The sequence below is a fragment of the Streptomyces sp. NPDC046716 genome, assembly GCF_040645755.1.
Classification (GTDB): domain Bacteria; phylum Actinomycetota; class Actinomycetes; order Streptomycetales; family Streptomycetaceae; genus Streptomyces.
The window spans coordinates 1-22717 of record NZ_JBEYYU010000008.1 but is presented as its reverse complement, the minus strand read 5'-3'; the positions used below and the strand labels follow the sequence as shown (position 1 = coordinate 22717).

The 22717-nt window shown below is 73.1% G+C and carries 24 protein-coding genes; 11 read left to right on the top strand and 13 right to left on the bottom strand.

Features of this window, described 5'->3' with window-relative positions:
* Nucleotides 1–214: 214 nt before the first annotated feature.
* A complete protein-coding gene (locus ABZ930_RS08465; protein WP_361543552.1) occupies nucleotides 215–895 on the top strand; it encodes a GPP34 family phosphoprotein in 681 nt (226 codons plus the stop codon).
* A 16-nt stretch (nucleotides 896–911) separates the two neighbouring features.
* On the opposite strand, the gene ABZ930_RS08460 is transcribed toward ABZ930_RS08465, so the two are convergent.
* The 6 genes from ABZ930_RS08460 to ABZ930_RS08435 all read right to left on the bottom strand — a co-directional run bounded on the left by ABZ930_RS08460 (nucleotide 912) and on the right by ABZ930_RS08435 (nucleotide 5921).
* The gene (locus ABZ930_RS08460; RefSeq protein WP_361543549.1) at nucleotides 912–1478 is read right to left on the bottom strand and encodes a hypothetical protein; all 567 of its coding nucleotides are present in this window, start codon (nucleotides 1476–1478) and stop codon (nucleotides 912–914) included.
* Complete coding sequence (locus ABZ930_RS08455) at nucleotides 1475–2842, bottom strand: DUF58 domain-containing protein (protein ID WP_361543546.1); 1368 nt, start codon at nucleotides 2840–2842, stop codon at nucleotides 1475–1477. Before ABZ930_RS08455 ends, ABZ930_RS08460 begins: the two co-directional genes overlap by 4 nt.
* A complete protein-coding gene (locus ABZ930_RS08450) occupies nucleotides 2839–3810 on the bottom strand; it encodes a MoxR family ATPase (RefSeq protein ID WP_361543956.1) in 972 nt (323 codons plus the stop codon). Before ABZ930_RS08450 ends, ABZ930_RS08455 begins: the two co-directional genes overlap by 4 nt.
* Before the next feature lie 44 nt (nucleotides 3811–3854).
* The gene (locus tag ABZ930_RS08445) at nucleotides 3855–4466 is read right to left on the bottom strand and encodes a hypothetical protein (protein WP_361543543.1); all 612 of its coding nucleotides are present in this window, start codon (nucleotides 4464–4466) and stop codon (nucleotides 3855–3857) included.
* Nucleotides 4463–5383: a DUF4129 domain-containing protein gene (locus tag ABZ930_RS08440; protein ID WP_361543540.1), complete on the bottom strand. Its 921-nt coding sequence runs from the start codon at nucleotides 5381–5383 to the stop codon at nucleotides 4463–4465. Before ABZ930_RS08440 ends, ABZ930_RS08445 begins: the two co-directional genes overlap by 4 nt.
* A gap of 121 nt (nucleotides 5384–5504) precedes the next feature.
* A complete protein-coding gene (locus ABZ930_RS08435; protein WP_361543537.1) occupies nucleotides 5505–5921 on the bottom strand; it encodes an SsgA family sporulation/cell division regulator in 417 nt (138 codons plus the stop codon).
* Nucleotides 5922–6166: 245 nt separating this feature from the next.
* On the opposite strand from ABZ930_RS08435, the gene ABZ930_RS08430 reads away from it, so the two are divergent.
* Entirely contained in the window at nucleotides 6167–7222 is a 1056-nt protein-coding gene (locus tag ABZ930_RS08430; protein ID WP_361543534.1) for an oxidoreductase, read from the top strand.
* A 10-nt stretch (nucleotides 7223–7232) separates the two neighbouring features.
* On the opposite strand, the gene ABZ930_RS08425 is transcribed toward ABZ930_RS08430, so the two are convergent.
* Nucleotides 7233–7535: a YciI family protein gene (locus tag ABZ930_RS08425; RefSeq protein ID WP_361543531.1), complete on the bottom strand. Its 303-nt coding sequence runs from the start codon at nucleotides 7533–7535 to the stop codon at nucleotides 7233–7235.
* Between the two features lie 58 nt (nucleotides 7536–7593).
* Here ABZ930_RS08425 and ABZ930_RS08420 point away from each other — a divergent pair, with 58 nt between their 5' ends.
* Genes ABZ930_RS08420 through ABZ930_RS08405 form a run of 4 tightly spaced genes read left to right on the top strand, consistent with a single transcriptional unit; the run spans nucleotide 7594 to nucleotide 11622 of the window.
* Nucleotides 7594–8676 carry an ABC transporter ATP-binding protein gene (locus ABZ930_RS08420; RefSeq protein WP_361543528.1) on the top strand — a complete coding sequence of 361 codons (1083 nt, stop codon included), beginning with the start codon at nucleotides 7594–7596 and terminating at the stop codon, nucleotides 8674–8676.
* Between the two features lie 27 nt (nucleotides 8677–8703).
* Nucleotides 8704–9903 carry an ABC transporter substrate-binding protein gene (locus tag ABZ930_RS08415; RefSeq protein ID WP_361543525.1) on the top strand — a complete coding sequence of 400 codons (1200 nt, stop codon included), beginning with the start codon at nucleotides 8704–8706 and terminating at the stop codon, nucleotides 9901–9903.
* Nucleotides 9904–9912: 9 nt separating this feature from the next.
* On the top strand, nucleotides 9913–10782 hold the full coding sequence (locus ABZ930_RS08410; protein ID WP_361543522.1) for an ABC transporter permease: 870 nt from the start codon (nucleotides 9913–9915) through the stop codon (nucleotides 10780–10782).
* A gap of 24 nt (nucleotides 10783–10806) precedes the next feature.
* Nucleotides 10807–11622 (top strand): ABC transporter permease, encoded by an 816-nt coding sequence (locus ABZ930_RS08405; protein ID WP_361543519.1) that lies wholly within the window; start codon nucleotides 10807–10809, stop codon nucleotides 11620–11622.
* Here ABZ930_RS08405 and ABZ930_RS08400 read toward each other — a convergent pair.
* The 5 genes from ABZ930_RS08400 to ABZ930_RS08380 form a co-directional block, all read right to left on the bottom strand.
* A complete protein-coding gene (locus tag ABZ930_RS08400) occupies nucleotides 11619–12056 on the bottom strand; it encodes a hypothetical protein (RefSeq protein WP_361543516.1) in 438 nt (145 codons plus the stop codon). The two genes, ABZ930_RS08405 and ABZ930_RS08400, sit on opposite strands and share 4 nt — an antisense overlap.
* 25 nt (nucleotides 12057–12081) lie before the next feature.
* Nucleotides 12082–13083, bottom strand: coding sequence for an iron-siderophore ABC transporter substrate-binding protein (locus tag ABZ930_RS08395; protein WP_361543513.1), 1002 nt, complete (start codon nucleotides 13081–13083; stop codon nucleotides 12082–12084).
* Nucleotides 13084–13126: 43 nt separating this feature from the next.
* The gene (locus ABZ930_RS08390; RefSeq protein ID WP_361543510.1) at nucleotides 13127–13990 is read right to left on the bottom strand and encodes an ABC transporter ATP-binding protein; all 864 of its coding nucleotides are present in this window, start codon (nucleotides 13988–13990) and stop codon (nucleotides 13127–13129) included.
* Nucleotides 13991–13993: 3 nt separating this feature from the next.
* Nucleotides 13994–15028: an iron chelate uptake ABC transporter family permease subunit gene (locus ABZ930_RS08385; protein ID WP_361543953.1), complete on the bottom strand. Its 1035-nt coding sequence runs from the start codon at nucleotides 15026–15028 to the stop codon at nucleotides 13994–13996.
* 80 nt (nucleotides 15029–15108) lie between these two features.
* Nucleotides 15109–16095 (bottom strand): iron ABC transporter permease, encoded by a 987-nt coding sequence (locus ABZ930_RS08380; RefSeq protein ID WP_361543950.1) that lies wholly within the window; start codon nucleotides 16093–16095, stop codon nucleotides 15109–15111.
* A 216-nt stretch (nucleotides 16096–16311) separates the two neighbouring features.
* Between ABZ930_RS08380 and ABZ930_RS08375 the strand changes: the two genes are divergently transcribed.
* Together ABZ930_RS08375 and ABZ930_RS08370 are read left to right on the top strand one after the other, a co-directional pair.
* Nucleotides 16312–16851, top strand: coding sequence for an MSMEG_1061 family FMN-dependent PPOX-type flavoprotein (locus ABZ930_RS08375; protein ID WP_361543507.1), 540 nt, complete (start codon nucleotides 16312–16314; stop codon nucleotides 16849–16851).
* Nucleotides 16852–16883: 32 nt separating this feature from the next.
* A complete protein-coding gene (locus tag ABZ930_RS08370) occupies nucleotides 16884–17570 on the top strand; it encodes an endonuclease V (RefSeq protein WP_361543504.1) in 687 nt (228 codons plus the stop codon).
* 19 nt (nucleotides 17571–17589) lie between these two features.
* Here the strand turns inward: ABZ930_RS08370 and ABZ930_RS08365 are convergent, their stop codons facing one another.
* Nucleotides 17590–18789, bottom strand: a complete 1200-nt coding sequence (locus ABZ930_RS08365) for a saccharopine dehydrogenase NADP-binding domain-containing protein (protein WP_361543501.1) — start codon at nucleotides 18787–18789, stop codon at nucleotides 17590–17592.
* A 168-nt stretch (nucleotides 18790–18957) separates the two neighbouring features.
* Here ABZ930_RS08365 and ABZ930_RS08360 point away from each other — a divergent pair, with 168 nt between their 5' ends.
* The 3 genes from ABZ930_RS08360 to ABZ930_RS08350 are packed head-to-tail and all read left to right on the top strand — an operon-like array spanning nucleotide 18958 to nucleotide 22519.
* Nucleotides 18958–20127 (top strand): CaiB/BaiF CoA-transferase family protein, encoded by a 1170-nt coding sequence (locus tag ABZ930_RS08360; protein WP_361543498.1) that lies wholly within the window; start codon nucleotides 18958–18960, stop codon nucleotides 20125–20127.
* 8 nt (nucleotides 20128–20135) lie between these two features.
* Complete coding sequence (locus ABZ930_RS08355) at nucleotides 20136–21278, top strand: acyl-CoA dehydrogenase family protein (protein WP_361543495.1); 1143 nt, start codon at nucleotides 20136–20138, stop codon at nucleotides 21276–21278.
* Nucleotides 21279–21304: 26 nt separating this feature from the next.
* Complete coding sequence (locus ABZ930_RS08350) at nucleotides 21305–22519, top strand: acetyl-CoA C-acetyltransferase (RefSeq protein ID WP_361543492.1); 1215 nt, start codon at nucleotides 21305–21307, stop codon at nucleotides 22517–22519.
* Nucleotides 22520–22717: the final 198 nt, after the last annotated feature.

Here is a 22717-nt window from a genome sequence, read left to right as displayed (position 1 = left end):
GACACGGGCGAAGAAGAAGGCCCGTACCGGCGGGAGGACGGCTCGGATGCCGAGGTCTCACACAACGCCGATCACGCAGCGCACAGCGGCTGCGGAACACGCGCGGTGTCTCAAGACCTCAGTAGAGCAACGTCCTTCTCCCTTTCGACGGCAACGGGACCGACACCCAACGTAAGGAGCTGTCGGAGGGCTGTCAAAGAATTATCGTGAGGACGTGCCCCCAGGCTCTCCCACACCCCACGCCCGCCTTATCCTCCCCGCCCGCCTGCTCCTCCTGGCGTACGACACCGGCAAGGACCGGGTGTCCGGCGCCCCCGACCTGGCCCTCGCCGTCCGTGCCGGAGCCCTCGCCGAACTCGCCGCGCGCGGCCTCGTCCACGAGATCGACGGCATCGTCACCCCGGTGCCCGACACCCGCACCGACGATCCCGTCCTCGATCAACTCCTCGAACTGATCGAGGAGTCGAGACCGCGCTCCTGGCGCCGGCTGATCACCCACAAGGCCCGCGTCACCCGGGACGCGGTGCGCCGCGCCCTGGTCGCGGACGGCTACCTGGCCGCCGAGCGGCGCCGCGTCCTCGGCCTCTTCCCCGGCACCCGGTACACCCTGCGCCGCGCCGGCTACGTGGAGGTGCTGTGCATGGAGGCCCGGACCGCGCTGACCGGCCCCGCCGCGCCCGACGCCGTCCACCCCGACCAGGCGGCCCTGCTGGTGCTCGCCGCGGCGGGCCATTTCCGGGGCCTGCTCTCCGCCCGCGAACGCCGCCGCCACGCCGACCGCCTCACCGCCCTCGCCGCGCAGGCGGGCCCGGCCGTGCCGGAGATCCGCCGGGCCCTGGAGGCGGCCGTGAAGTCCGCCGAGGCCGCCAGGGCGGCGGACGGGGGCGGCGGCTGAGACGGAGCCGAGGACGTCAGGGGGAGGCGGCCGCGCCGCGCACCCGCCCCCGGACCAGCAGCGCGACGGCCGTCCCGCCCGCCGCGAGCACCAGCGCCGCCAGCGGGCGCCCCGCTCCTGACCCCGGCACCTCCACCGCGGCCGCGCCGACCACGGCCGCCGACGCCGCGCAGGCCGCCAGCGCCTCGCCCCAGGTGCGCCGCGCGGGCCGGGTCGCGGTGAGCCCGGTCGACCAGGCGTCGCTCGCCGCGAGATAGCCGACCAGGAGCACCGCCGTGCAGCACGCCTGCCACGGCGGCGGATCGCCGAGCGCGGCGATCGGCACGGCCGCGCAGGCGAGCGCGGTCGTCCGGTGCCGCGCGAGCCGGTACCACCAGCGGAACGAGTGCAGCGTCGGACGCAGATCGAGTCCCGGCGCCGCCCACAGGCCGACCACCAGCGCGCCGCAGAACAGGAACAGGCCGATGCCTCCGTGCCCGGCGGCCCACGGCCGGTACGCGGCCACGAGCAGCGCCGCGCCGAGCACCCGCACCGGCAGCGTACGGACGGCATGGGCGGCGTACGCACCCCAGGGCGCGCTCATCGCGGACGCCCTCCCACCCGGCCGGACAGCAGCGGCGCGAGCGCCAGGTCCAGCGGCTCGCCGACCGTGTGCCGCAGCACCGGCACCCCGCTGTCGCGCAGCGCGAACCGCATCGCGGCCCGGTCCGCGTGCCACAGCCGCAGCCCCAACTCGGCCGCCACGTCTCCCGGTTCGACCTCCGGATCGCCGCTCGGGATCTCCACGACGACCGGCCGCCGGGCCCGCGCCTGGAGATCGCGCAGCACCTTGAGCACCCGGGCGTCGTTCAGCGGCGTGAACACGTAGACGAGCGCCCCCTCGGGCAGCGCGGGCGTCGGCACCCGGTGCAGCCCGGGGGAGTCCAGGCCGCGGTCCTTGCGGACGTCGAGGACGCTCTCGACGATGCGGTAGAACGCGGCGTCGCCCTGGTTCCCGGACCGCGGCTCCAGCCAGCGCGTCGCACCGCCGACGGAGACGACACCGACCCGGTCGTGCGTCCGCAGATAGGCGCGGGCGAGACCGGTCGCGGCGCGCACCGTCTCGTCCAGCGAGGACAGACCGGTCGCCGGGTCCACCACGTCGCCGAACGCGTCGATCAGCATCACCGTGTCCGCGGCCCGCTCGGCGGCGAACCGGTGCAGCTGCACCGTGCCGCGCCGCGTCGTCGACGGCCAGTGGATGCGCCGCTGGCGCTCGCCGGGCTCCCACTGGCGTACGCCGAGCAGCTCGACGCCCTCCCCGTACTGCGCGGCCGTGTGTTCGCCGAGGCGCTGCGGCAGCCGCACCGGGACGGGCGTGAACCGCGACTGCCCGGCGTACGGGAACACCGCCACCTCGGCCGCCGCCACCCGCACGCTGCGGCGGGCGGTGCCCCCGGCGTCGTACACGTCGAGATCGACCGGGCCCAGCGACCAGCGGCCCCACTCCAGCGCGGTCAGCCGCAGCGTGAGCGCGGACCGGCCGACCGTCACCTCGTCGAGCCGGACGCCCGGGCCGAGCGTGACCCCGGGATCGAGCCGGACCTCGCCGCCGTCGTGGGCGACGTCGATGCGCACGGTGACCGTGTCGCCCTCGAAGCAGCGCCGGGGCGTGACGTCCACCGACGTCTCGATCCGCCGCGCGTACGCGCGCGGCAGCGCCAGCGCCAGCAGCACCACGGGGCCCGCGGCGAGCGCGAGCAGCCACGCCCGGCCCGTCAGCAGCGCCGCGGCCAGCGCCACCACGGCCACCGTCAGCAGCCGCAGCGTCCGCTCGCCGGGGCGCGGGCCCGGTGGCGGGGGCGGCGGCGCCTGCGCCGGGGCGGTCCGGCCCTCCAGGGCGCGCAGCACCGCGGCGCTCGGCGGACCGCCGGCCGGGGTACGGGGCGCGACACGGGGCGCGGTCATGAGCGGACCGGCTCCGTGCGGCGCGTCGTCGGCGTCGGCACCGTGCCGGCCAGCTCGCGCACCACGGCGTCGGTGGATATCTCGCGCACCCACAACTCGGGCCGCAGCGACACCCGGTGGGCGAGCGCGGGCACCGCGAGGAGCTTCAGGTCCTCCGGGATCACGTAGTCGCGCTGTTCGAGGACCGCGCGGGCGCGGGCCAGCTGGACCAGGGCGAGCCCGCCGCGCGGCGAGGCGCCGATGCTGATCTGGGGGTGGTCGCGGGTGGCGTTCACCAGCGCGACCGCGTACCCGAGGAGGTCGTCGTCGATCTCGACCCGCTCCACGGCGTCCCGCCAGGCCACCACCTCCGCCGGGCTCGCGAGCGTGTCGAGCACCGTCTCGGGCGCGGCCCGCGCCACCCGGGCGCGCAGCATCCCCAGCTCCTCCGGAGCGGTCAAGTAGCCCATGCGCACGCGGAGCTGGAAGCGGTCCAGCTGCGCCTCGGGCAGCGAGTACGTGCCCTCGTACTCCACCGGGTTGGCGGTCGCGATCACCAGGAACGGATCGGGCAGCGGACGTGTCGCCCCGTCCACCGTGACCTGCGACTCGGCCATCGCCTCGAGCAGTGCCGCCTGGGTCTTGGGCGGCGTCCGGTTGATCTCGTCGGCGAGCAGCAGATGCGTGAAGACGGGCCCCGGGTGGAAGGCCATCTCACCGGCCCGCTGGTCGTACAGGGACACGCCGGTCACGTCGGACGGCAGCAGGTCGGGCGTGAACTGGATGCGGCGGAAGTCCAGGCCGAGCGCCGTCGCGAACGAGCGGGCGAGGAGGGTCTTGCCGAGCCCGGGCAGATCCTCGACGAGGACATGGCCGCGGGCCAGGACGCCGAGCATGACCAGTTCGAGGGCGTCGGACTTGCCCACGACGGCACGCCCGACCTCGCGCAGCACGGCACCGGCCCGCTCGCCGGCCTCCCGCGGAGTCATGGGCGCGAGCGGCGCGGGCAGGGCGGGCGGCTCGGAGGGGTTCGTCACGACGCTGCTTCCTTGGCGGTCACGAGGCTGCTTCCTTCGACGGGTGCGGACGGGTGCGGACGGGTACGGGGAGTGCCGAGCTCTTCGAGGCGGTCGGCGAGCCGGCCCAGGACCTCGGCCGGGATCGCGCCGTCGGGTCCCGTCGCGGGCGGCTCGGGTCCCAGCCAGGGCCACAGCTCCGGACCGATCAACTCGGCCGCGCGTGCGGGCTGTCGGTCGAGGGAGACATGGTGGTGCTCGGTGAGTGCGGCGGCGAAGAGCCGGCGCAGCTCGGGCCGGAGGACGGCGCGGTAGCACAGGGCGCCGTCCGGCCCCAGGGAGATCCGCACATTGCGGTGCCACTCGCCCATGCCGGGGGCCCGCGTCCGCAGCAGCCGCACCTCGCCCCGCCGCCCGGAGTCCTGCGCGTCGGCGCCCGCGACGTACCGCGCGCACAGCAGCGCGCCCACGGCGAGGGCGACGGCCGTGGCCCCGGCGGCGACCCAGCCGTCGACGAGCAGGACAAGCACGACCGCGGAGGCCGCGAGCGCCGCCGACAGGAGCAGCAGGCGCGGAACGGTCAGCGGGAGCCGGCCGAGCGGCCTCCCTCCCGGCCCAGGTGCCGTCATCGGGCGGCCTCGCGCCCGGGCCGCTCCCGCAGCCGGCCGGCGATCTCCTCCAGCGCCTCGGCGGCGGCCGCCCGCCGGGAGTCGTCCATGGGGTGCGAGGAGTAGCGCGCCTCCCGGAACAGCGCGGTCAGCAGGGGCGCGGCGGGGCCCGCCGCCAGGCCCGCACGCGATGCCCGGGTGAGCAGATCGGCCGGGCTGTCGGCGGCATGGCGCGGCACGCCGGACGCGGCGAGGGCCTCCTCCATCGCGGCGTAGCAGGCGATCACGGCGGCCCGCGCGTCGGTGCCGTCGGCCAGCGCGCGGCGGCCCTCGCCGACCACGGACAGCAGCAGATCCCGCTCGGTGTCCTCCTCGGCGACGGCGCGCGCGGGCGGCCCCGGCAGCGAGAATCCGTGCCGGCGCAGCCGGACGGCCAGCAGCACGACGGCGATCACCAGCGCGGCCACGGCGAGCCCCGCCACGACGAGGGGCAGCGGCAGGCCCGATCCGTCGCCCGAGCCCGCGGGACGCGGCGACGGGGTGGGGAAGGACGGGACCGGCAGCTCCGTCGGCTCCGCGGCCGGGGCGTCCGAGGACCTCGCGGGGAACCGGTGCAGGACCAGGGCGAGCACCGCGAGCGCGACCGGGCCCACGAGCAGCAGCGGCAGGGCGATCTGACGCAGCCGGTCCTCGTGCGGCGACAGCGTGCCGCGATCGCCCCGGATCCGGGACCGCAGCCGCCGGACCACCAGCAGCCAGACCGCGGCCCAGGCCAGCGTGAGGCCGACCACGAGGAAGGAGGAACCGCCGAGCGGGCCCCCGCCCGGGCTCAGCAGGGTCGCGGCGGGGCGTAACAGCAGGGCGGCGGCGGCCAGTACGGCGATGACACCCACGGCGACCACCGGGCCGGGACCCGCCCGGCGAACGTCTCGGCCCACGCGTACCGCGCCTCCCCCCGCATGCCGGTCCAGGCATCCTCACACGCGGCGACACCGATGTCAGCCGTCTCCCGGGCCGCACGGGGATTTCATCTCCGGGACGCTTTCGGCCCGGTGACGGTCAGCAGGCGTCCCGCAGCAGCTCCGCGAGGTACCCGTCGACGTCGACGTGCCGGCCCTCGTCGCCCGTCGGCACCAGCTGCGTCGTGCCCGTCAGGAACTGCCGAACGTCGTCCGAGCGGACATGCACGACCGCGGTGCCCTCCACGGCGTGGAACTCCAGGACCGTACGGTCGTAGCCGTACGGCCGCACCCGCACGTCGCCGGCGCCGACGGACTCGGTCAGGCCACCGGTCAGCAGCTCGCGGGCGAACGTCCAGCACACCTCGACACCCTCCAGGGTGGCGGCGGCGGGGAAGGACATGCGGACGGCGAACGGGTCGTGCGTGTCGTACCGCAGGGTCGCCGGGATGCTCGCCATGCGCGGCGCGGCAGCGACGAGACGGGCCTCAACGGCTTGCTCGATGACGGTGGACAACGCTGCTCCCTTGCGACGACTGGACGGAGAGCGACGGACGCTCTGGGGGCCTCTCTTGAATAGACGGCGGAACGAGCGAATCCGTGCATCTGATGTCGGACGAAAAACGAGTGACCTCTGTCACCGGTTCTATTCAAGATCGCTCGAGGTGCTCTGGACGCGGCTGTGACGGTGGACTAGCTTCGCGCGCCATGGGGAGACCGCGAACGTCGAGGTACCAGAGGCATCAGAGGGCACGGCGATCGGTGGGACCGGTGGTGGCGGCGCTGCTGGGCGTCCTCGCCTCGGGCACGGGCGCGGGCCCGGCAGCCGCCACGCCCGCGGGGCAGCCCGCATGGCAGCTGAAGGACACCGGCCGCACGGACGTACGGTTCCGTGGTCTGGCCGCGGTCGACCGGTCCGCCGCCTGGCTGGCCGGGACCAAGGGCACCGTGCTGCGCACCACCGACGGCGGCAGACGCTGGCGCGATGTGTCGCCGCCCGCGGCGGCCGGTCTGGAACTGCGCGACATCGAGGCGTTCGACGCGCGGCGCGCGGTCGCCCTGGCGATCGGCGAGGGCGACGCCTCCCGCATCTTCCGCACGGACGACGGCGGCGCGACCTGGACGGAGTCGTTCCGCAACGCCGACCCGAAGGCGTTCTACGACTGCGTGGCGTTCTTCGACAGCCGGCACGGGCTCGCGATGAGCGATCCGGTCGACGGCCGGTTCCGCATCCTGTCGACCCGCGACGGTGGCCGGTCCTGGTCGGTGCTGCCGAGTTCCGGGATGCCGCCCGCGCAGTCCGGGGAGGCGGGCTTCGCCGCGTCCGGGCAGTGCCTGGTGACATCGGGCCCGAAGGACGTCTGGCTGGCGACCGGCGGCGGCGCGAGCGCCCGCGTGCTGCACTCCGCCGACCGCGGCCGCACCTGGACGGCGAGCGCCACGACGGTCCCGGCGGGCGATCCGGCCCGCGGCGTCTTCGGCCTCGCCTTCCGCGACCGTACGCACGGCATCGCCGTCGGCGGCGACTACCGCGCCGACCAGCCCTCACCGCGCGCCGCCGCGGTGACCGGCGACGCGGGACGCACCTGGACCCCGTCCACCGCAGGACCGCCGGCCTACCGCTCCGGTGTCGCCTGGCTCCCGCGCGGCCGCGCGGGAGCCCTCGCGGTAGGCCCGACGGGCACCGACCTCACCACGGACGGCGGCCGCACCTGGCGCACCGTCGACTCCGGCTCGTACGACACCGTGGACTGCACGCGCGACGGCGGCTGCTGGGCGGCGGGCGAGCAGGGACGGGCGGCCCGGCTGGAGCGCTAGGGCTCCTGTCCTAGGAGGCGGGCAACTCCTGCCGCCACCTGTCGAGTTCGGGCGCCGTCCGCGCGGCGACGAACTCGGTGATCCGGTACGCGCACACGCCGCCGGTGACGAAGGGGTCGGTCGCGGTGAGCCGCTCGACGGCCGCGCGATCGTCCCCGGCGGCGATGACGATGCCGCCGTCCCGCGGTTCCTTGCGCCCCGCCGCGAGGAACGTCCCCGCGGCGAAGTGCCCGTCGAGCCAAGCGCGATGGGCTTCCAGGAGGGCATCCACGCGCTCGACGGGCGCCGTGTACGTCAATTCCAGTACAAACATGATCGACAGCGTACGTGCGGTCTTGTGGCGTTCGTTGAAGTGTGCATGATCTACGGCTATGGCTACGCCCAAGGACCAGGCAGCCGCAGGCGCGCGGAACGGCGACGCGCCCCCGGCGATCGCACTGCGCGGCCTGCGCAAGTCGTTCGGTGACGTACAGGCCGTCGACGGCATCGAACTCGACGTGGCCGAGGGTGAGTTCTTCTCGCTGCTCGGCCCCTCCGGATCGGGCAAGACGACGGTGCTGCGGCTGATCGCCGGATTCGAGACGCCTGGCGGCGGCAGCGTCTCGCTGGCGGGCGCGGACGTCACCCGGCGCGCTCCCTTCGAGCGCGACGTCACCACCGTCTTCCAGGACTACGCCCTCTTCCCGCACCTGACCGTCGAGCAGAACATCGCCTACGGACTCAAGGTGCGGGGCGCGTCCCGCAAGGAGCAGGCGGAGCGGACCCGCTCCGCACTCGCCTCCGTACGCCTCGAGGGATTCGGCGGCCGCAGACCGCGCCAGCTCTCCGGCGGGCAGCGCCAACGCGTCGCGCTCGCAAGGGCGTTGGTCGTACATCCCCGGGTGCTGCTCCTCGACGAACCGCTCGGCGCGCTCGACCTCAAGCTGCGCGAGCAGATGCAGACGGAGCTGAAGCAGCTGCAGCGCCAGGTCGGCATCACCTTCGTCCTCGTCACCCACGACCAGGCCGAGGCGCTCGCCCTCAGCGACCGGGTCGCCGTCATGAACACCGGCCGCATCGAACAGGTCGGCACACCGGGGGAGTTGTACGAGGCACCCGCCTCCGCCTTCGTCGCGTCGTTCGTCGGCACCTCCAACACCGTCACGGGCCCGGCCGCCGAGCTGCTCGTGGGGAAAGCGGGGACGTTCGGCATCAGACCGGAGAAGATCCGGCTGCTCGCCGCCGGCGCCGAGCACGATCGCCGTGACCACAGCCAGGTGCACGGCACCGTCGCCGACGCCGTCTACCTGGGCGACCACACCCGCGTCCTCGTCGACACCGACGCCGGGCCACGCTTCGTCGTCCTCACCCAGAACCTCGACACCTCCGCCGCCGACGCCCGCGCGCTGCCCGGTGAACGGGTCCTGCTGCACTGGCACCGCCGCCACAACATCCCCCTGCACCAGCCCAGTTGATCCACCTCACGGACCGGGAGAGATCACGTGCGCGCAACCCGAACGCTCATGGCCGCCGCCGCGCTCGGCGGGCTGCTGCTCGCCACCGCCTGCGGCGGCTCCGGCGGGGACTCGAAGAGCGGCGGCCAGGGCTTCACCCCGCCGAAGATGTCCGCGCCCAAGTCCCTCGGCAGGACCGAGGGCGAGGTCAACCTGATCGCCTGGGCCGGTTACGCCGAGGACGGCTCGAACGACCCGAAGGTCGACTGGGTCACCCCGTTCGAGAAACAGACGGGCTGCCAGGTCAGCACGAAGGTCGCCGGTACCTCCGACGAGATGGTCAACCTGATGAAGACCGGCCAGTACGACGCGGTCTCGGCCTCCGGCGACGCGTCCCTGCGCCTCATCGCATCCGGTGACGCGGCTCCCGTGAACACCGGCCTCGTCCCCCACTACAAGGACATCTTCGCCGGGCTGAAGATGCAGGCCTGGAACTCCGTCGACAAGGTCGCGTACGGCATCCCGCACGGCCGAGGCGCCAACCTCCTCATGTACCGCACCGACAAGGTCTCCCCGGCGCCCGACAGCTGGAAGGCCGTCTTCGAGGACGCCGGCCGGTACAAGGGGCACGTCACCGCGTACGACTCGTCCATCTACATCGCCGACGCCGCCCTGTACCTGATGAAGACCCGGCCGAACCTGGGCATCAAGGACCCCTACGCCCTCGACCAGAAGCAGTTCGACGCCGCCGTGAGCCTGCTCAAGAAGCAGAACGGCGACATCGGCGAGTACTGGAGCGACTACCTGAAGGAGATCTCCGCCTTCAAGAGCGGCGACTCGGTCGTCGGCACCAGCTGGCAGGTCATCGTGAACACGGCGCAGGGCGAGAAGGCCCCCGTGAAGGCCGTCCTGCCCAAGGAGGGGGCCACCGGCTGGTCCGACACCTGGATGGTCTCGGCGAAGGCGAAGCACCCCGACTGCGCCTACAAATGGCTCGACTGGATCGTCTCGCCCAAGGTGAACGCCCAGGTCGCCGAGTACTTCGGTGAAGCACCCTCGAACGCGAAAGCCTGCGACGAGACCAGCGACAAGAGCTTCTGCGCCACCTACCACGCCGACGACACGGCGTACTGGAAGCAGGTCCACTACTGGAACACGCCGATCCCGCAGTGCCTGGACGGACGCACCGACGTGACGTGCGTGCCCTACGCGAAGTGGGTGCAGGCCTGGACCGAGATCAAGGGCTGAGCGGCCGAGATGGCCGACACGGCCCCGCGAAAGGTCTCCGGGGCGCTGCACCGCAGCCCCCGGCTCCGCCTCGCCCTGCTCCTGGCCGCGCCGCTGACCTGGCTGGTCGTCGCCTACCTCGGGTCGCTCGCGGTCCTGTTCCTGTCCGGTCTGTGGACCACCGACCCGTTCACGTCCGACATCGTGCGGACCTGGACGCTCGACAACTTCAAGGCCCTGTTCACGACGGACGTGTACCGCCAGGTGGTGCTCCGCAGTGTGGGAGTCGCGCTGGGCGTCACGGTCCTGTGCGTGGTCATCGCGTTCCCCATCGCCTTCTACACGGCGCGCGTCGCCCGTCCCCGGTGGCGCCCCCTCCTCGTCGTCGCGATCCTCACCCCGCTCTGGGCGAGCTATCTGGTGAAGGCGTACGCGTGGCGGGTCATGCTCGCCCAAGGGGGCCTGCTCGACCGGCTGTTGGAACCGTTCGGTCTCGACGGCCCCGGGTACGGCCTCACGGCGACGGTCCTCGTGCTGACCTACCTCTGGCTGCCGTACATGATCCTGCCGATCCACGCCGGTCTCGAACGCGTCCCGGACAGCCTGCTCGACGCCTCCGCCGACCTCGGCGCCCGCACCTGGCGCACCCTGCGCACCGTGCTGCTGCCGCTCGTCCTGCCGTCCGTCGCGGCGGGCTCCGTCTTCACGTTCTCCCTCAGCCTCGGCGACTACATCGCGGTCCAGATCGTCGGCGGCAAGACCCAGTTGATCGGCAACCTCGTCTACTCCAACATCACGCTCGACCTGCCGCTGGCCGCCGCACTCGGCACCGTTCCGGTCGTCGTCATCGTCCTGTACCTGCTGGCGGTGCGCCGCACGGGCGCGCTGAGCAGCCTGTGAACGGCCCACCGAAAGGAGACGGCGGTGCACCTGTCCCGCCCCGCCCGGATCGCGCTGCGCGTCTGCGCGCTGCTCGGCTTCGCCGTGATCTATGTGCCGCTGCTCCTGGTCGTCGTCAACTCCTTCAACCGCGACCGCAGTTCGGGCTGGCCGCCGGACGGGGCGACCCTCGACTGGTGGCGCGCGGCCTGGCACAGCGCGGGCGCCCGCGACGCGCTGTGGACCTCGGTGAAGGCGGGGCTCGGCGCCACCGTCATCGCGCTGGTCCTCGGCACCCTCATCGCGTTCGCGGTGGCCCGCCACCGCTTCTTCGGCCGCGACGCGATCTCCTTCGCCGTCGTCCTGCCGATCGCGCTGCCCGGCATCATCACGGGTGTGGCCCTCAACACGGCCTTCCGCACCGTCCTGGAACCCCTCGGCATCGGCCTCGGCCTGTTCACCGTCGTGGTCGGACACGCCACGTTCTGCGTCGTGGTCGTCTTCAACAACGTGGCGGCACGCCTGAACCGACTGTCCGGCACGTACGAGGAAGCGGCGATGGACCTGGGCGCCGGCCCCTTCCGCACCTTCCGCGACATCACCTTCCCGCTGACCCGCTCGGCGCTCGCCGCGGGCGGACTGCTCGCGTTCGCGCTGTCCTTCGACGAGATCGTGGTGACCACGTTCACGGCGGGCCCCGGCGTCCAGACGCTCCCCGTCTGGATCTTCTCCAACATGGCCAGGCCCCAACAGGCCCCGGTCGTCAACGTCGTGGCCGTCGTCCTCGTCCTGCTGTCCGTGATCCCGGTGTACGTGGCCCAGCGACTGTCGTCCGACACGACGGCGGGGAGCCGGGTCTAGGCCGCCTCGTCCGAATCGGTGTGGAGGCTGACCGCGGGGACGCCCAGCATCCTGGTCAGCACCCGGCGTTGACGGTCCGTCAGTGAACACAGGAACACCGCCGCCTCCGCGCGCGTACGGGCGCACAGGGCGGCGGTCTCGCGGACCTTGCCGTAGCTGAGGAGCGTCCGCGAGGAGTACGGCAGGGTCATCCGCGCGGCCCCGCCGGCCGAGACACCGCGCCGCTGCACGATACGGCCGACGACCCGTGCGCCGCGCCGCGCCAACTCCTCGGCCGCCGCGTCCATCAGCGCGCCGAAGTCCCGCTGCTTGCCGGAGAAGAACCCGACGAGGACGACATCGGCGCCCTGGGGCACCGGGACCGCGGGGGACGGCTCGCGCACCGGCCCCACGCGGCGCACCGGCCGCCTGTCGCGTCGTCGATTCTGCTGCACGACGCCAAAGGCTAGACGGTCCACGTCACTTGAGCTTCTCCGCGAGCAGCGGCACCACGTGCTTCAGCGCGTAGCGCGTCGACAGGATCGAGTCCGTGGCGAAGGCGCTGGAGATGTTCTTGTCGTCGAAGACCAGCGAGTGGCCCTTCTTCACCCCCGGGATCGCCCGGTACAGCGGGTCGGAGCCGACCTTCTTCGCGGTGGTGCCGATCGGCGCCATCACCAGCAGATCGGCGTCGAGCAGCTGGAGGTTCTCCTCCGACACGGACACCGAGAACGCGCTGCCGGCCTTCTTCTCCACCGCCGGGTTGTTCGTGAACCCGAGCCGCTCGACGAAGTCCACCCGGCCGGTGCCGCGCACGTACGCGCCCCAGGTCGTCGCGGTGCGCGAGCCGACCGTGATGGTCCGGTCCTTGAACTCGGGGTGCGCCTTCGCGGCGGCGGCGAACTCCTGCTTCGTCCCGTCGATCAGCTTCTTGCCCCGGTCGGCCAGGCCCAGTGCCTGGGAGACCATCGTGGTCTGCTTCTCCCAGGAGACCTTGTACTGGTCGCCGCCCTTGGGTACCCCGATGGTCGGCGCGATCTTGCTGAGGGTGTCGTAACGGGTCTGGTCGCCGCTCGACTTGGTGTCCAGGATCAGATCCGGCTTCAGCGCGGCGATCTTCTCGTACTCGGGCTCGAGGGTGCCGATCTTCTGCGGCGACTTGTCGTACTTCCCCTTGGCCCACGGGCCGACACCGTCGCCGCCGAACGCCAGCCAGTCGCTCTGCCCGACCGGCTGCACCCCGAGCGCGAGCGCCGTCTCGGCGTCGCCCCAGCCGAGCGCGACGACCCGCTTGGGCTGCTGCTTCACGGTGACGGTCCCGAACTTGGTGGACACCTTCGCGGGGAAGGAGCCGGTCGACGCGGAGCCGGCGGTGTCCGACGCGTCGTCCTTGTCCGAGCCGCAGGCGGCGAGTGTGCCGGTGAGGGTCAGGGCGAGGGCGCCGACGAGCAACGAGCGGCGGCGGGGAGTGGCGATGGCCATGGAACCTGTTCTCTTCTGTGAGCGGGGAGGTACGCGAGTCGTGTTACGGGGCGGGAGTGACGGGGCCGGCGTGGTGTCGGCCCACGGGGACGATCAGGGGCGTGCCGGACACCGGGTCGGGCACGACGGTGCTGCGCAGCCCGAAGACCTCCTCGACCAGTGCCTCGGTGACGATCGCCGAGGGCGCGCCCTCGGCGACGATCCGGCCGTCCTTCATGGCGATGAGGTGGTCGGCGTAGCGGCAGGCCAGGTTGAGGTCGTGCAGGACGACGACGAGGGTGACTCCGCGCTCGCGGTTGAGGTCCGTGAGCAGGTCGAGGACGTCGAGCTGATGGCTGATGTCCAGGTACGTCGTCGGCTCGTCGAGGAGCAGCACGTCGGTCTCCTGGGCCAGCGCCATCGCGATCCACACGCGCTGGCGCTGACCGCCGGAGAGTTCGTCGATGGGCCGGTCGGCGAGGTCGAGGGCGTCGGTGGCGTGCAGGGCGGTGGCGACCGCGGCGTCGTCGGCGGCCGTCCAGCGGCGGAACCAGCCCTGGTGCGGGTAGCGGCCCCGGCCCACCAGGTCGGCGACCGTGATGGAGTCGGGCGCCACCGGCGTCTGCGGCAGCACGCCGAGCACGGCGGCGACGTCCTTCGTGGCCGTCTTGTGCACATCGCGTCCGTCGAGCAGCACCGCGCCGTCGGTCGGCGTGAGCAGCCGGGCCATCGAGCGCAGCAGGGTCGACTTGCCGCAGGCGTTCGGGCCGACGACGACGGTGATCGCGCCCGGCGGTACGTCGACGTCGAGGCCGGAGACGATCCGGCGCTCGCCGTAGCCGAGTTCGAGGCCACGGGCCTGGAGGGTGTGCGGGGATGCCACGGGCTTCTCCTCGATGGGCCGCGGGGTGTGCGGAGAGGTGTTCATGGGTCAGCCGCCCTGACCGACGCGGTTGGCGCGGGCCAGCAGCCACAGCAGGTAGGGGGCGCCGATCACGCTGGTGACGATGCCGACCGGCAACTGCGTGCCGTCCAGGACGTGCTGGCCGGCGAAGTCCGCGACGCTCACCAGGAGCGCGCCCACGGCGGCGGACGGCAGCAGCGCCGCGCCCTGGCCCGGCACCAGGCGCCGGGCGATCGGCGGCGCGAGGAACGCGACGAAACCGACCGGGCCCGCGGCGGCGGTGGCGATCCCGGCGAGCCCCATGGCACAGGCGAGCAGTGCGCGCCGGTCCCGCTCGACCCGGGCGCCGAGACCGCCCGCGGCGTCGTCGCCGAGTTGCAGGGTGGGCAGGACACGGGCGGCGAGCGCGGTGAGCGGCACGAGGACCGCCGCGCCGACGAGCAGCGGCCACACCTGAGGCCAGGACCGGCCGTTGAGGCTCCCCGACAGCCACAGGAACGCGTTCTGCGCCTCGGTGACCTCCGCCCGCGTCATCTGGTACGAGATGACGCTCGACAGGCCCATGCCGATGCCGAGCCCGATGAGGACGAGCCGGTATCCGCTGACGCCGCCGCGCCAGGCCAGCAGATAGATCGCCGTGCCCGTCAGCAGCGAACCGGCCAGCGCGACGAAGGACAGGGGCGTCCCGCTCAGCCCGGTGAGCCCACCGGCGAGCACGACGGCGGCGCCCGCGCCCGAGCTGACCCCGATCACGTCGGGGCTCGCCAGCGGATTGCGCAGCAGGGTCTGGAAGACGGCGCCGGACATGCCGAAGCAGCAGCCCACCAGCAGGGCCAGCAGGGCGCGCGGCAGGCGCAGTTCGACGATGACGAACCGGCTGCCCGGGTCACCGCCGCCGAGCAGGGTGCGCACCACGTCGGGCAGCGGCACGGTGTAGTCGCCGTAGCTGAGCGCGAAGCAGAAGGCGGCGGCCGTCGCCGCGAGCAGCGCCGCGCTCACTCCGACGAGCCGGGCGCGGCCCCGTCGGCGGACCGCCGCGACCCGGGCGGTGGCCGCCCGCAGGTCAGGTGCGGGCGAAGCAGCGGGGGAAGTTGCGGGAGAAGTAAGGGAACCCTTACCGGTTCGGGGCGGGGATATGTCGCTCACAGCTCCACCGACTTCCGGCGCCGGACGAGAAGGATGAAGGGGACCGTGCCGAGCGCGGTGGTCATCACGCCGACCTGCACCTCGCCAGGGCGTGCGATGAGCCGCCCCACGACGTCCGCGAGCAGCAGCAGGGCCGGTGCGAGCAGCGCGCTGTACGGCAGGACCCATCGGTGGTCGGGGCCGGTCAGCAGGCGCGCCGCGTGCGGCACCGCCAGACCCACGAAGACGAGCGGCCCGGCGACGACGGTCGCCGCCCCGCACAGCAGCACCACACACGCGGCGGCGCCGAGCCGGGCGAGCGCGATCCGCTGGCCGAGCCCGCGGGCCGTGTCGTCGCCCAGCGCGAGGGTGTTCAGCTGCGGTCCGAGCGCGAGCGCGAGCACACCGCCCACCACGATGAACGGCAGTGCCTGCCAGAGCACTTCGGGCTCCCGGCCGCTGAGCGAGCCCACCTGCCAGAACCGGAACTGGTCGAAGGTCCCGCGGTCGGTGAGCAGCATGGCGCTGGTCAGCGCGGAGAGCGCGGCGGCCACGGCGGCGCCCGCGAGGGCCAGTTTGACCGGGGTCGCTCCCTCCCGGCCGAGGCTGCCGACGCCGTACACGAGGACGGCGGAGACGCACGCGCCGAGGAAGCCGAACCAGATGTACTGCTCGGGCTCGGCCAGCGACAGCACGCTGATGGCGAAGACCACCGAGACCGAGGCGCCCGCGTTCACGCCCAACAGGCCCGGATCGGCGAGGGGGTTGCGGGCCACGCCCTGCATCACGGTGCCCGCGAGGCCGAGCGCGACCCCGGCCAGGACGCCGGCCGCGGTGCGCGGGATCCGTACTTCCTGGACGATCAGCTGGGCGCGGTCGGACCGGTCGGGATGGAAGACTCCGGCCACGACATCGGCCCACGCCACCTGGCCGGAACCGACCGTCAGGCTGAGCGCGACGGCGGCGACGAGCAACAGTACGAGCGCGGCCAGGCCGAGCGGCAGACGACCGGAACGGCGGCGGGGCGCCGTCGGAGGGCGGGGTGGAGCGGTGGCCCGCGCGGTGAGTTGCACTGATCTGTCCTGTTCAGGGCGCGCGGACGAAGCCCGGCAGCGATCCGGAGCGACAGCCTCCGGAGGGTAAGGTCAGGCTAACCTAACACTCGAACGGGTGGATGTAGCACCTACCCGGACGTCACCCGCACGACCTCAGGAGACGGCTTGCCGTACGCCACCGAAACCCGCGAACCGGCCACCGGCCAGGTGGAACTGCGTGACCCGGCCCAGCTGCGCGAGATCCTCGGCGAGCCGCACCCCGTCGTGATCGACAAGGTGCACGACCGGCTCGACGCGCGGGACCGGGAGCTGATCGCCCGTTCCCCGTTCTGCCTGCTCGCCACCTCCGACGCGCGCGGCGCCTGCGACGTCTCGCCGCGCGGCGACGGCCCGGGATTCGCGCACATCGTCGACGACGGCACGCTCGCCCTGCCGGACCGCCCCGGCAACCGCCGGGGCGACAGCTTCCACAACATCCTGGAGAACCCGAACGCGGGCCTGCTCTTCCTCATACCCGGCGCCAAGGACGTCCTGCGGGTCAACGGCCGCGCGCGGATCCTCACCGACGCGCCCTTCTTCGACCTCATGGAGGTCAAGGGCCAACGGCCGAGCCTCGCCCTGCTCCTGGACATCGACGAGATCTATCTGCACTGCCCGCAGTCGCTGCGCCGCTCCGGCATCTGGGAGCCGGCCACCTGGGCCTGAGTCCGCCCGCGCCCGGCGTCTAGGGTTGCGGCATGGTGACGATCACGGGGATCCCGGCGGGCTGGCCGGCCGACGAGGTGGCGGCGCGGGCGGTGCAGGACGCGCTGCGCGGCCGCGTCGTCCTCGACGAGGCCGGGCCGCCGCCCGGTGCGGGTCCGGTCACCGGGATCGACGTCGCCTACGACGACGAACGCGATGTCGTCGCCGCGGCCGCCGTCGTCCTGGACCCGGCCACGCTCGACGTCGTCGAGGAGGCGACGGCCGTCGGGCGCGTCGCCTTCCCGTACGTCCCCGGCCTGTTGGCGTTCCGGGAGATCCCCGCGGTCCTCGGTGCCCTGGAGGCGCTGCGCACCGACCCGGGCCTGGTGGTCTGCGACGGCTACGGCATCGCCCACCCGCGCCGCTTCGGTCTCGCCAGCCATCTGGGCGTGCTCACCGGACTGCCCACGATGGGAGTCGCCAAGAATCCGTTCGTGTTCGCGGAGGGCGAGTTGGGGCCGGAGCGGGGGAGTGCGGCCCCGCTCCTCGACGGCACCGAGGAGGTCGGCCGCGCGCTGCGCACCCGCGCGGGTATCAAGCCGGTGTACGTCTCGGTGGGTCACCGGGTGTCCCTGGACAACGCGTGCGCGCACGCGTTGTCCCTCACTCCGGCCTACCGTCAACCGGAGACGACAAGACGAGCGGACCGCCTGTGCAGGGACGCCTTGGCGGCCCTTTAGGGGTGCGAGGCGGTGGCCATCAGCGCTCGGCCGCCACCCTGAACGTGATCCCGGCCTTCCGCAGCCGCGCGGTGAGCGCGTCCCCCATCGCCACCGCCGTGGTGACCTGCCCGGCGCTCTCCGGCAGGTCGTCCAGCGCGAGCGACAGCGCGGACTCGGCCAGCATCTTCGCGGTCTCCCCGTAGCCCGGGTCCCCGCCGGACACCTCGGTGAACACCCGCCGTCCGCCGCCCTCGCCCACGAACCGCACCGAGAACCAGCTCTTGGACCGGCGCTCCGCGTCGGGGCCGGCTCCGGGCAGCAGCCGACCGCCGAGCCAGCGCCGCGCGGGCGGCACCTGGGCCGCCGCGAACAGGGCGCCCGCGGCGGCGACGCCACCGACCGCGACCGGCAGCGACTTCACCGCAGCGTAGTGCCGGTAGCGGAAGTCGGGGCCGTAGCGCTCCAGGGCCCGCGCGGAGCGCTGCACCACCTGCGGGTCGATCGTCGGCAGCGGCACCGCCCACGCGCCGACCTCCTTCGCGTACCGCGGCGCGGCCGTCGGCGCGTACGCGGTACGGCCCACGAGGCGCGGCTGGTGGCGCCGCCGGTCGCGCTGGGCGGCGAGCATCTGGCGCCCGCGCGCGAACTGGTTCAGCGCGGACGCGAACGTACCGCCCGAGAACCGGGCGTTGGTCCGCACGAACCCGTCGACCCGCAGCGGCACCCTCTCCGGCAGCTGCCGCACGGTGAAGTAGGCGCCCAGGTCGTGCGGCACCGAGTCGAAGCCGCAGGCGTGCACCAGACGGGCGCCCGTCTCCCGCGCGCGGGCGTCGTGGCGCACGTACATCAGGTCCACGAACTCCGGCTCGCCCGTCAGGTCCACGTAGTCGGTGCCCGCGTCGGCGCACGCCGCGACGATGCCCTCCCCGTACTCCAGGTAGGGGCCGACGGTGGAGATCACCACGCGCGCGCGGGCGGCCAGTTCGCGCAGGCTCGCCTGATCGGCGACGTCCGCGCGCTCCAGCGGCAGCACCGCGCACTCCGGGTCGATCCCGGTGAGCCGCTCGCGCAGCCGCTCCAGTTTCGCGGTGTCCCGGCCCGCGATCGCCCAGCGCAGCCCGTCGGGCGCGTGGGCCGCGAGGTACTCGGCCGTGAGCACGCCCACGAACCCCGTCGCCCCGAAGAGCACCACGTCGTACGCCCTGTCGGTCCTGTCGGGCTTCCCACGCTCGTTCATGACACCCCTCATCGTGCGTCCGGGCCGTTGCCGGTGGCCGAGGCTAGCGTGACGACTCGGAAATTGGCTAAGCGCTTGCTCGTCAAGGGCTTGTGCTGACCGGTCCGTGTTCATAGCATCGTTGGTGTTACATCAGTTGTGTCACAGACGGCCTGGGGGCGTGACCGGATGACCATGGCAGGCACGGAGACCCGCGACGAGCACGGCGGCCCGCTCGCCGGGGTGCGCGTGGTCGAGCTCGCGGGGATCGGCCCGGGTCCGTTCGCCGCGATGCTCCTCGCCGACCTCGGCGCCGACGTCGTGCGGGTCGACCGGCCCGGCGGCGGCGGACTCGCGATCAACCCCGAGTACGACATCACCAACCGCAACAAGCGCTCCGTGGTCGTCGACCTGAAGGCCGAGGGCGGGGCCGAGCGCGTGCTCGGACTCGTCGACCGCGCGGACGTGCTCATCGAGGGCTACCGGCCGGGCGTCGCCGAGCGGCTCGGTGTCGGCCCCGCCGTCTGCCACGCCCGGAACCCGAAGCTGGTCTACGGCCGGATGACCGGCTGGGGCCAGGACGGCCCCCTCGCGCAGCGCGCCGGGCACGACATCGCCTACATCGCGCCGACCGGCACCCTCGGCATGATCGGCAAAGCGGACGAGCCGCCGACCGTCCCCGCCAATCTCGTGGGGGACTTCGCGGGCGGCTCCCTCTACCTCGTCGTCGGCATCCTCGCGGCCCTGCACCACGCCCGTGACACCGGCGCCGGCCAGGTCGTCGACGCCGCCATCGTCGACGGCACCGCCCACCTCACCTCGATGATCCACGGCATGCTCGCGGCGGGCGGCTGGCAGGACCGGCGCGGTGCCAACCTGCTGGACGGCGGCTGCCCGTTCTACGGCACGTACGAGACGACCGACGGCCAGTACATGGCGGTCGGCGCCCTGGAGCAGCAGTTCTACGACGAGTTCATCGACCTGCTCGGCCTCGCGGACACCGCCCCCGCCCGCAAGGACCTGACCCGCTGGGGCGAGCTGCGCGAGGCGGTCTCCGCACGCTTCAAGGAGCGTACGAGGGAGGAGTGGACGGCCGTCTTCGAGGGCTCCGACGCCTGCGTCGCCCCCGTCCTGTCGCTGCGCGAGGCGCCCGGGCACCCGCATCTCGCCGCCCGCGGCACCTTCGTCGACCACGGCGGCATCACCCAGCCCGCCCCCGCCCCCCGCTTCACGCGCACCCCCACCTCCGTCCGTTCGGGGCCCGCGCAGCCGGGCGCCGACACCGCGGCCGTGGCGCGCGACTGGGACGTTCCGGATCTGACCGGCGAGCCCACCGCCCCTCCGAAGAAAGGCAGTTGATCGCGAGCATGGAACGACGCCTGTTCACCGCCGAGCACGAGGCGTTCCGGGAGACCGTGCGCACCTTCCTCGCCAAGGAGGTGACCCCGCACTACGAGCAGTGGGAGAAGGACGGCATCGTCGCGCGGGAGGCCTGGCTCGCCGCCGGCCGCCAGGGCCTCCTCGGACTCGCCGTGCCCGAGGAGTACGGGGGCGGCGGCACCACCGACTTCCGCTACAGCGCCGTCCTCGCCGAGGAGTTCACCCGGGCCGGCGCCGCCGGGCTCGCGGTCGGCCTGCACAACGACATCATCGGCCCGTACCTGACCTCGCTCGGCACGGACGAGCAGAAGCGGCGCTGGCTGCCCGGCTTCTGCGACGGCTCGCTGATCACCGCGATCGCGATGACCGAACCCGGCGCCGGATCCGACCTCCAGGGCATCCGCACCAGCGCCGAGGACAAGGGCGACCACTGGCTGCTCAACGGCTCGAAGACCTTCATCTCCAACGGCATCCTGGCCGACCTCGTGATCGTCGTCGCCAAGACCACGCAGGAGGGCGGCGCCCACGGCCTGTCCCTCCTCGTCGTCGAGCGCGGCGCCGAGGGCTTCGAGCGCGGCCGCAACCTCGACAAGATCGGCCAGAAGGCGCAGGACACGGCCGAGCTGTTCTTCAACGACGTACGGGTTCCCAAGGAGAATCTGCTCGGTGAGCTGAACGGCGCGTTCATCCACCTGATGACGAACCTGGCGCAGGAGCGCATGGGCATCGCCGTCGCCGCCATCGCCGCAGCCGAGCACCTGCTGGAGATCACCACGACGTACGTCAAGGAGCGCGAGGCCTTCGGGCGGCCGCTCGCCAAGCTGCAGCACATCCGGTTCGAGATCGCCGAGATGGCCACCGAGTGCGCCGTCACCCGGACCTTCCTCGACCGCTGCATCGAGGACCACTCCGACGGCACCCTCGACGCCGTGCACGCCTCCATGGCCAAGTGGTGGGCCACCGAACTGCAGAAGCGCGTCGCCGACCGCTGCCTCCAGCTCCACGGCGGCTACGGCTACATGACCGAGTACCGCGTCGCGAAGGCCTTCACCGACGGACGCATCCAGACCATCTACGGCGGGACGACCGAGATCATGAAGGAGATCATCGGCCGTTCGCTGCTGTCCTGAAAACACCCCTGCTGAAAGGCACTTCCGTGACCACAGACGCGTACGTCTACGACGCGATCCGCACCCCTCGTGGCCGGGGCAAGGCCAGCGGCTCCCTGCACGGCACCAAGCCGATCGACCTCGTCGTCGGCCTCATCCACGAGATCCGGGCCCGCTTCCCCGGCCTCGACCCCGCCGCCATCGACGACATCGTCCTCGGCGTCGTCGGCCCGGTCGGCGACCAGGGCTCCGACATCGCCCGCGTCGCCGCCATCGCGGCCGGACTGCCGGACACGGTCGCGGGCGTGCAGGAGAACCGCTTCTGCGCGTCGGGCCTCGAAGCCGTCAACCTCGCCGCGATGAAGGTCCGCTCCGGCTGGGAGGACCTGGTCCTCGCCGGCGGTGTCGAGTCGATGTCGCGGGTGCCGATGGCCTCCGACGGCGGTGCCTGGTTCGCCGACCCGATGACCAACTTCGAGACCGGCTTCGTGCCGCAGGGCATCGGCGCCGACCTCATCGCCACCATCGAGGGCTTCTCCCGCCGCGACGTCGACGAGTACGCGGCGCTGTCGCAGGAGCGGGCGGCCGCCGCGGTCAAGGACGGCCGGTTCGAGCGGTCGGTGGTACCGGTGAAGGACCGCAGCGGGCTCACGGTCCTCGACCACGACGAGTTCCTGCGGCCGGGCACCACCGCCGACTCGCTCGCCAAGCTCAAGCCGTCCTTCAAGGACATCGGCGACCTCGGCGGCTTCGACGCCGTAGCGCTGCAGAAGTACCACTGGGTCGAGAAGATCGACCACGTGCACCACGCGGGCAACTCCTCGGGCATCGTCGACGGCGCGTCGCTGGTCGCCATCGGCTCGCGCGAGGTGGGGGAGCGGTACGACCTCACGCCCCGCGCCCGCGTCGTCTCCGTGGCCGTCTCCGGCTCCGAGCCGACCATCATGCTCACCGGCCCGGCGCCCGCCACCCGCAAGGCGCTCGCCAAGGCCGGTCTGACCATCGACGACATCGACCTCGTCGAGATCAACGAGGCCTTCGCCGCGGTGGTGCTCCGCTTCGTCAAGGACATGGGTCTGTCGCTGGACAAGGTGAACGTCAACGGCGGCGCGATCGCGCTCGGGCATCCGCTGGGGGCGACCGGCGCGATGATCCTGGGCACGCTCGTCGACGAACTCGAGCGCAGGGACCTCCGGTACGGGCTGGCCACCTTGTGCGTCGGCGGTGGCATGGGCATCGCCACCATCGTGGAGCGGGTCTAGCGCCGCGGGGGCGTGGTCCGTTGCCGCGTGCGGGTGCGTCGTGGCTGGTCGCGCAGTTCCCCGCGCCCCTGAGGCATGCGCTTCGCGCAGCCTCCCCTGGGCGAGTACTCCGCTGCCCGCCCCCGCCGTCACCTCGGCCACCTCCCCGCGCACGGCGCACCGCACGACTCTCGCCCCCTGTGCCCGGGCCACCCGCTC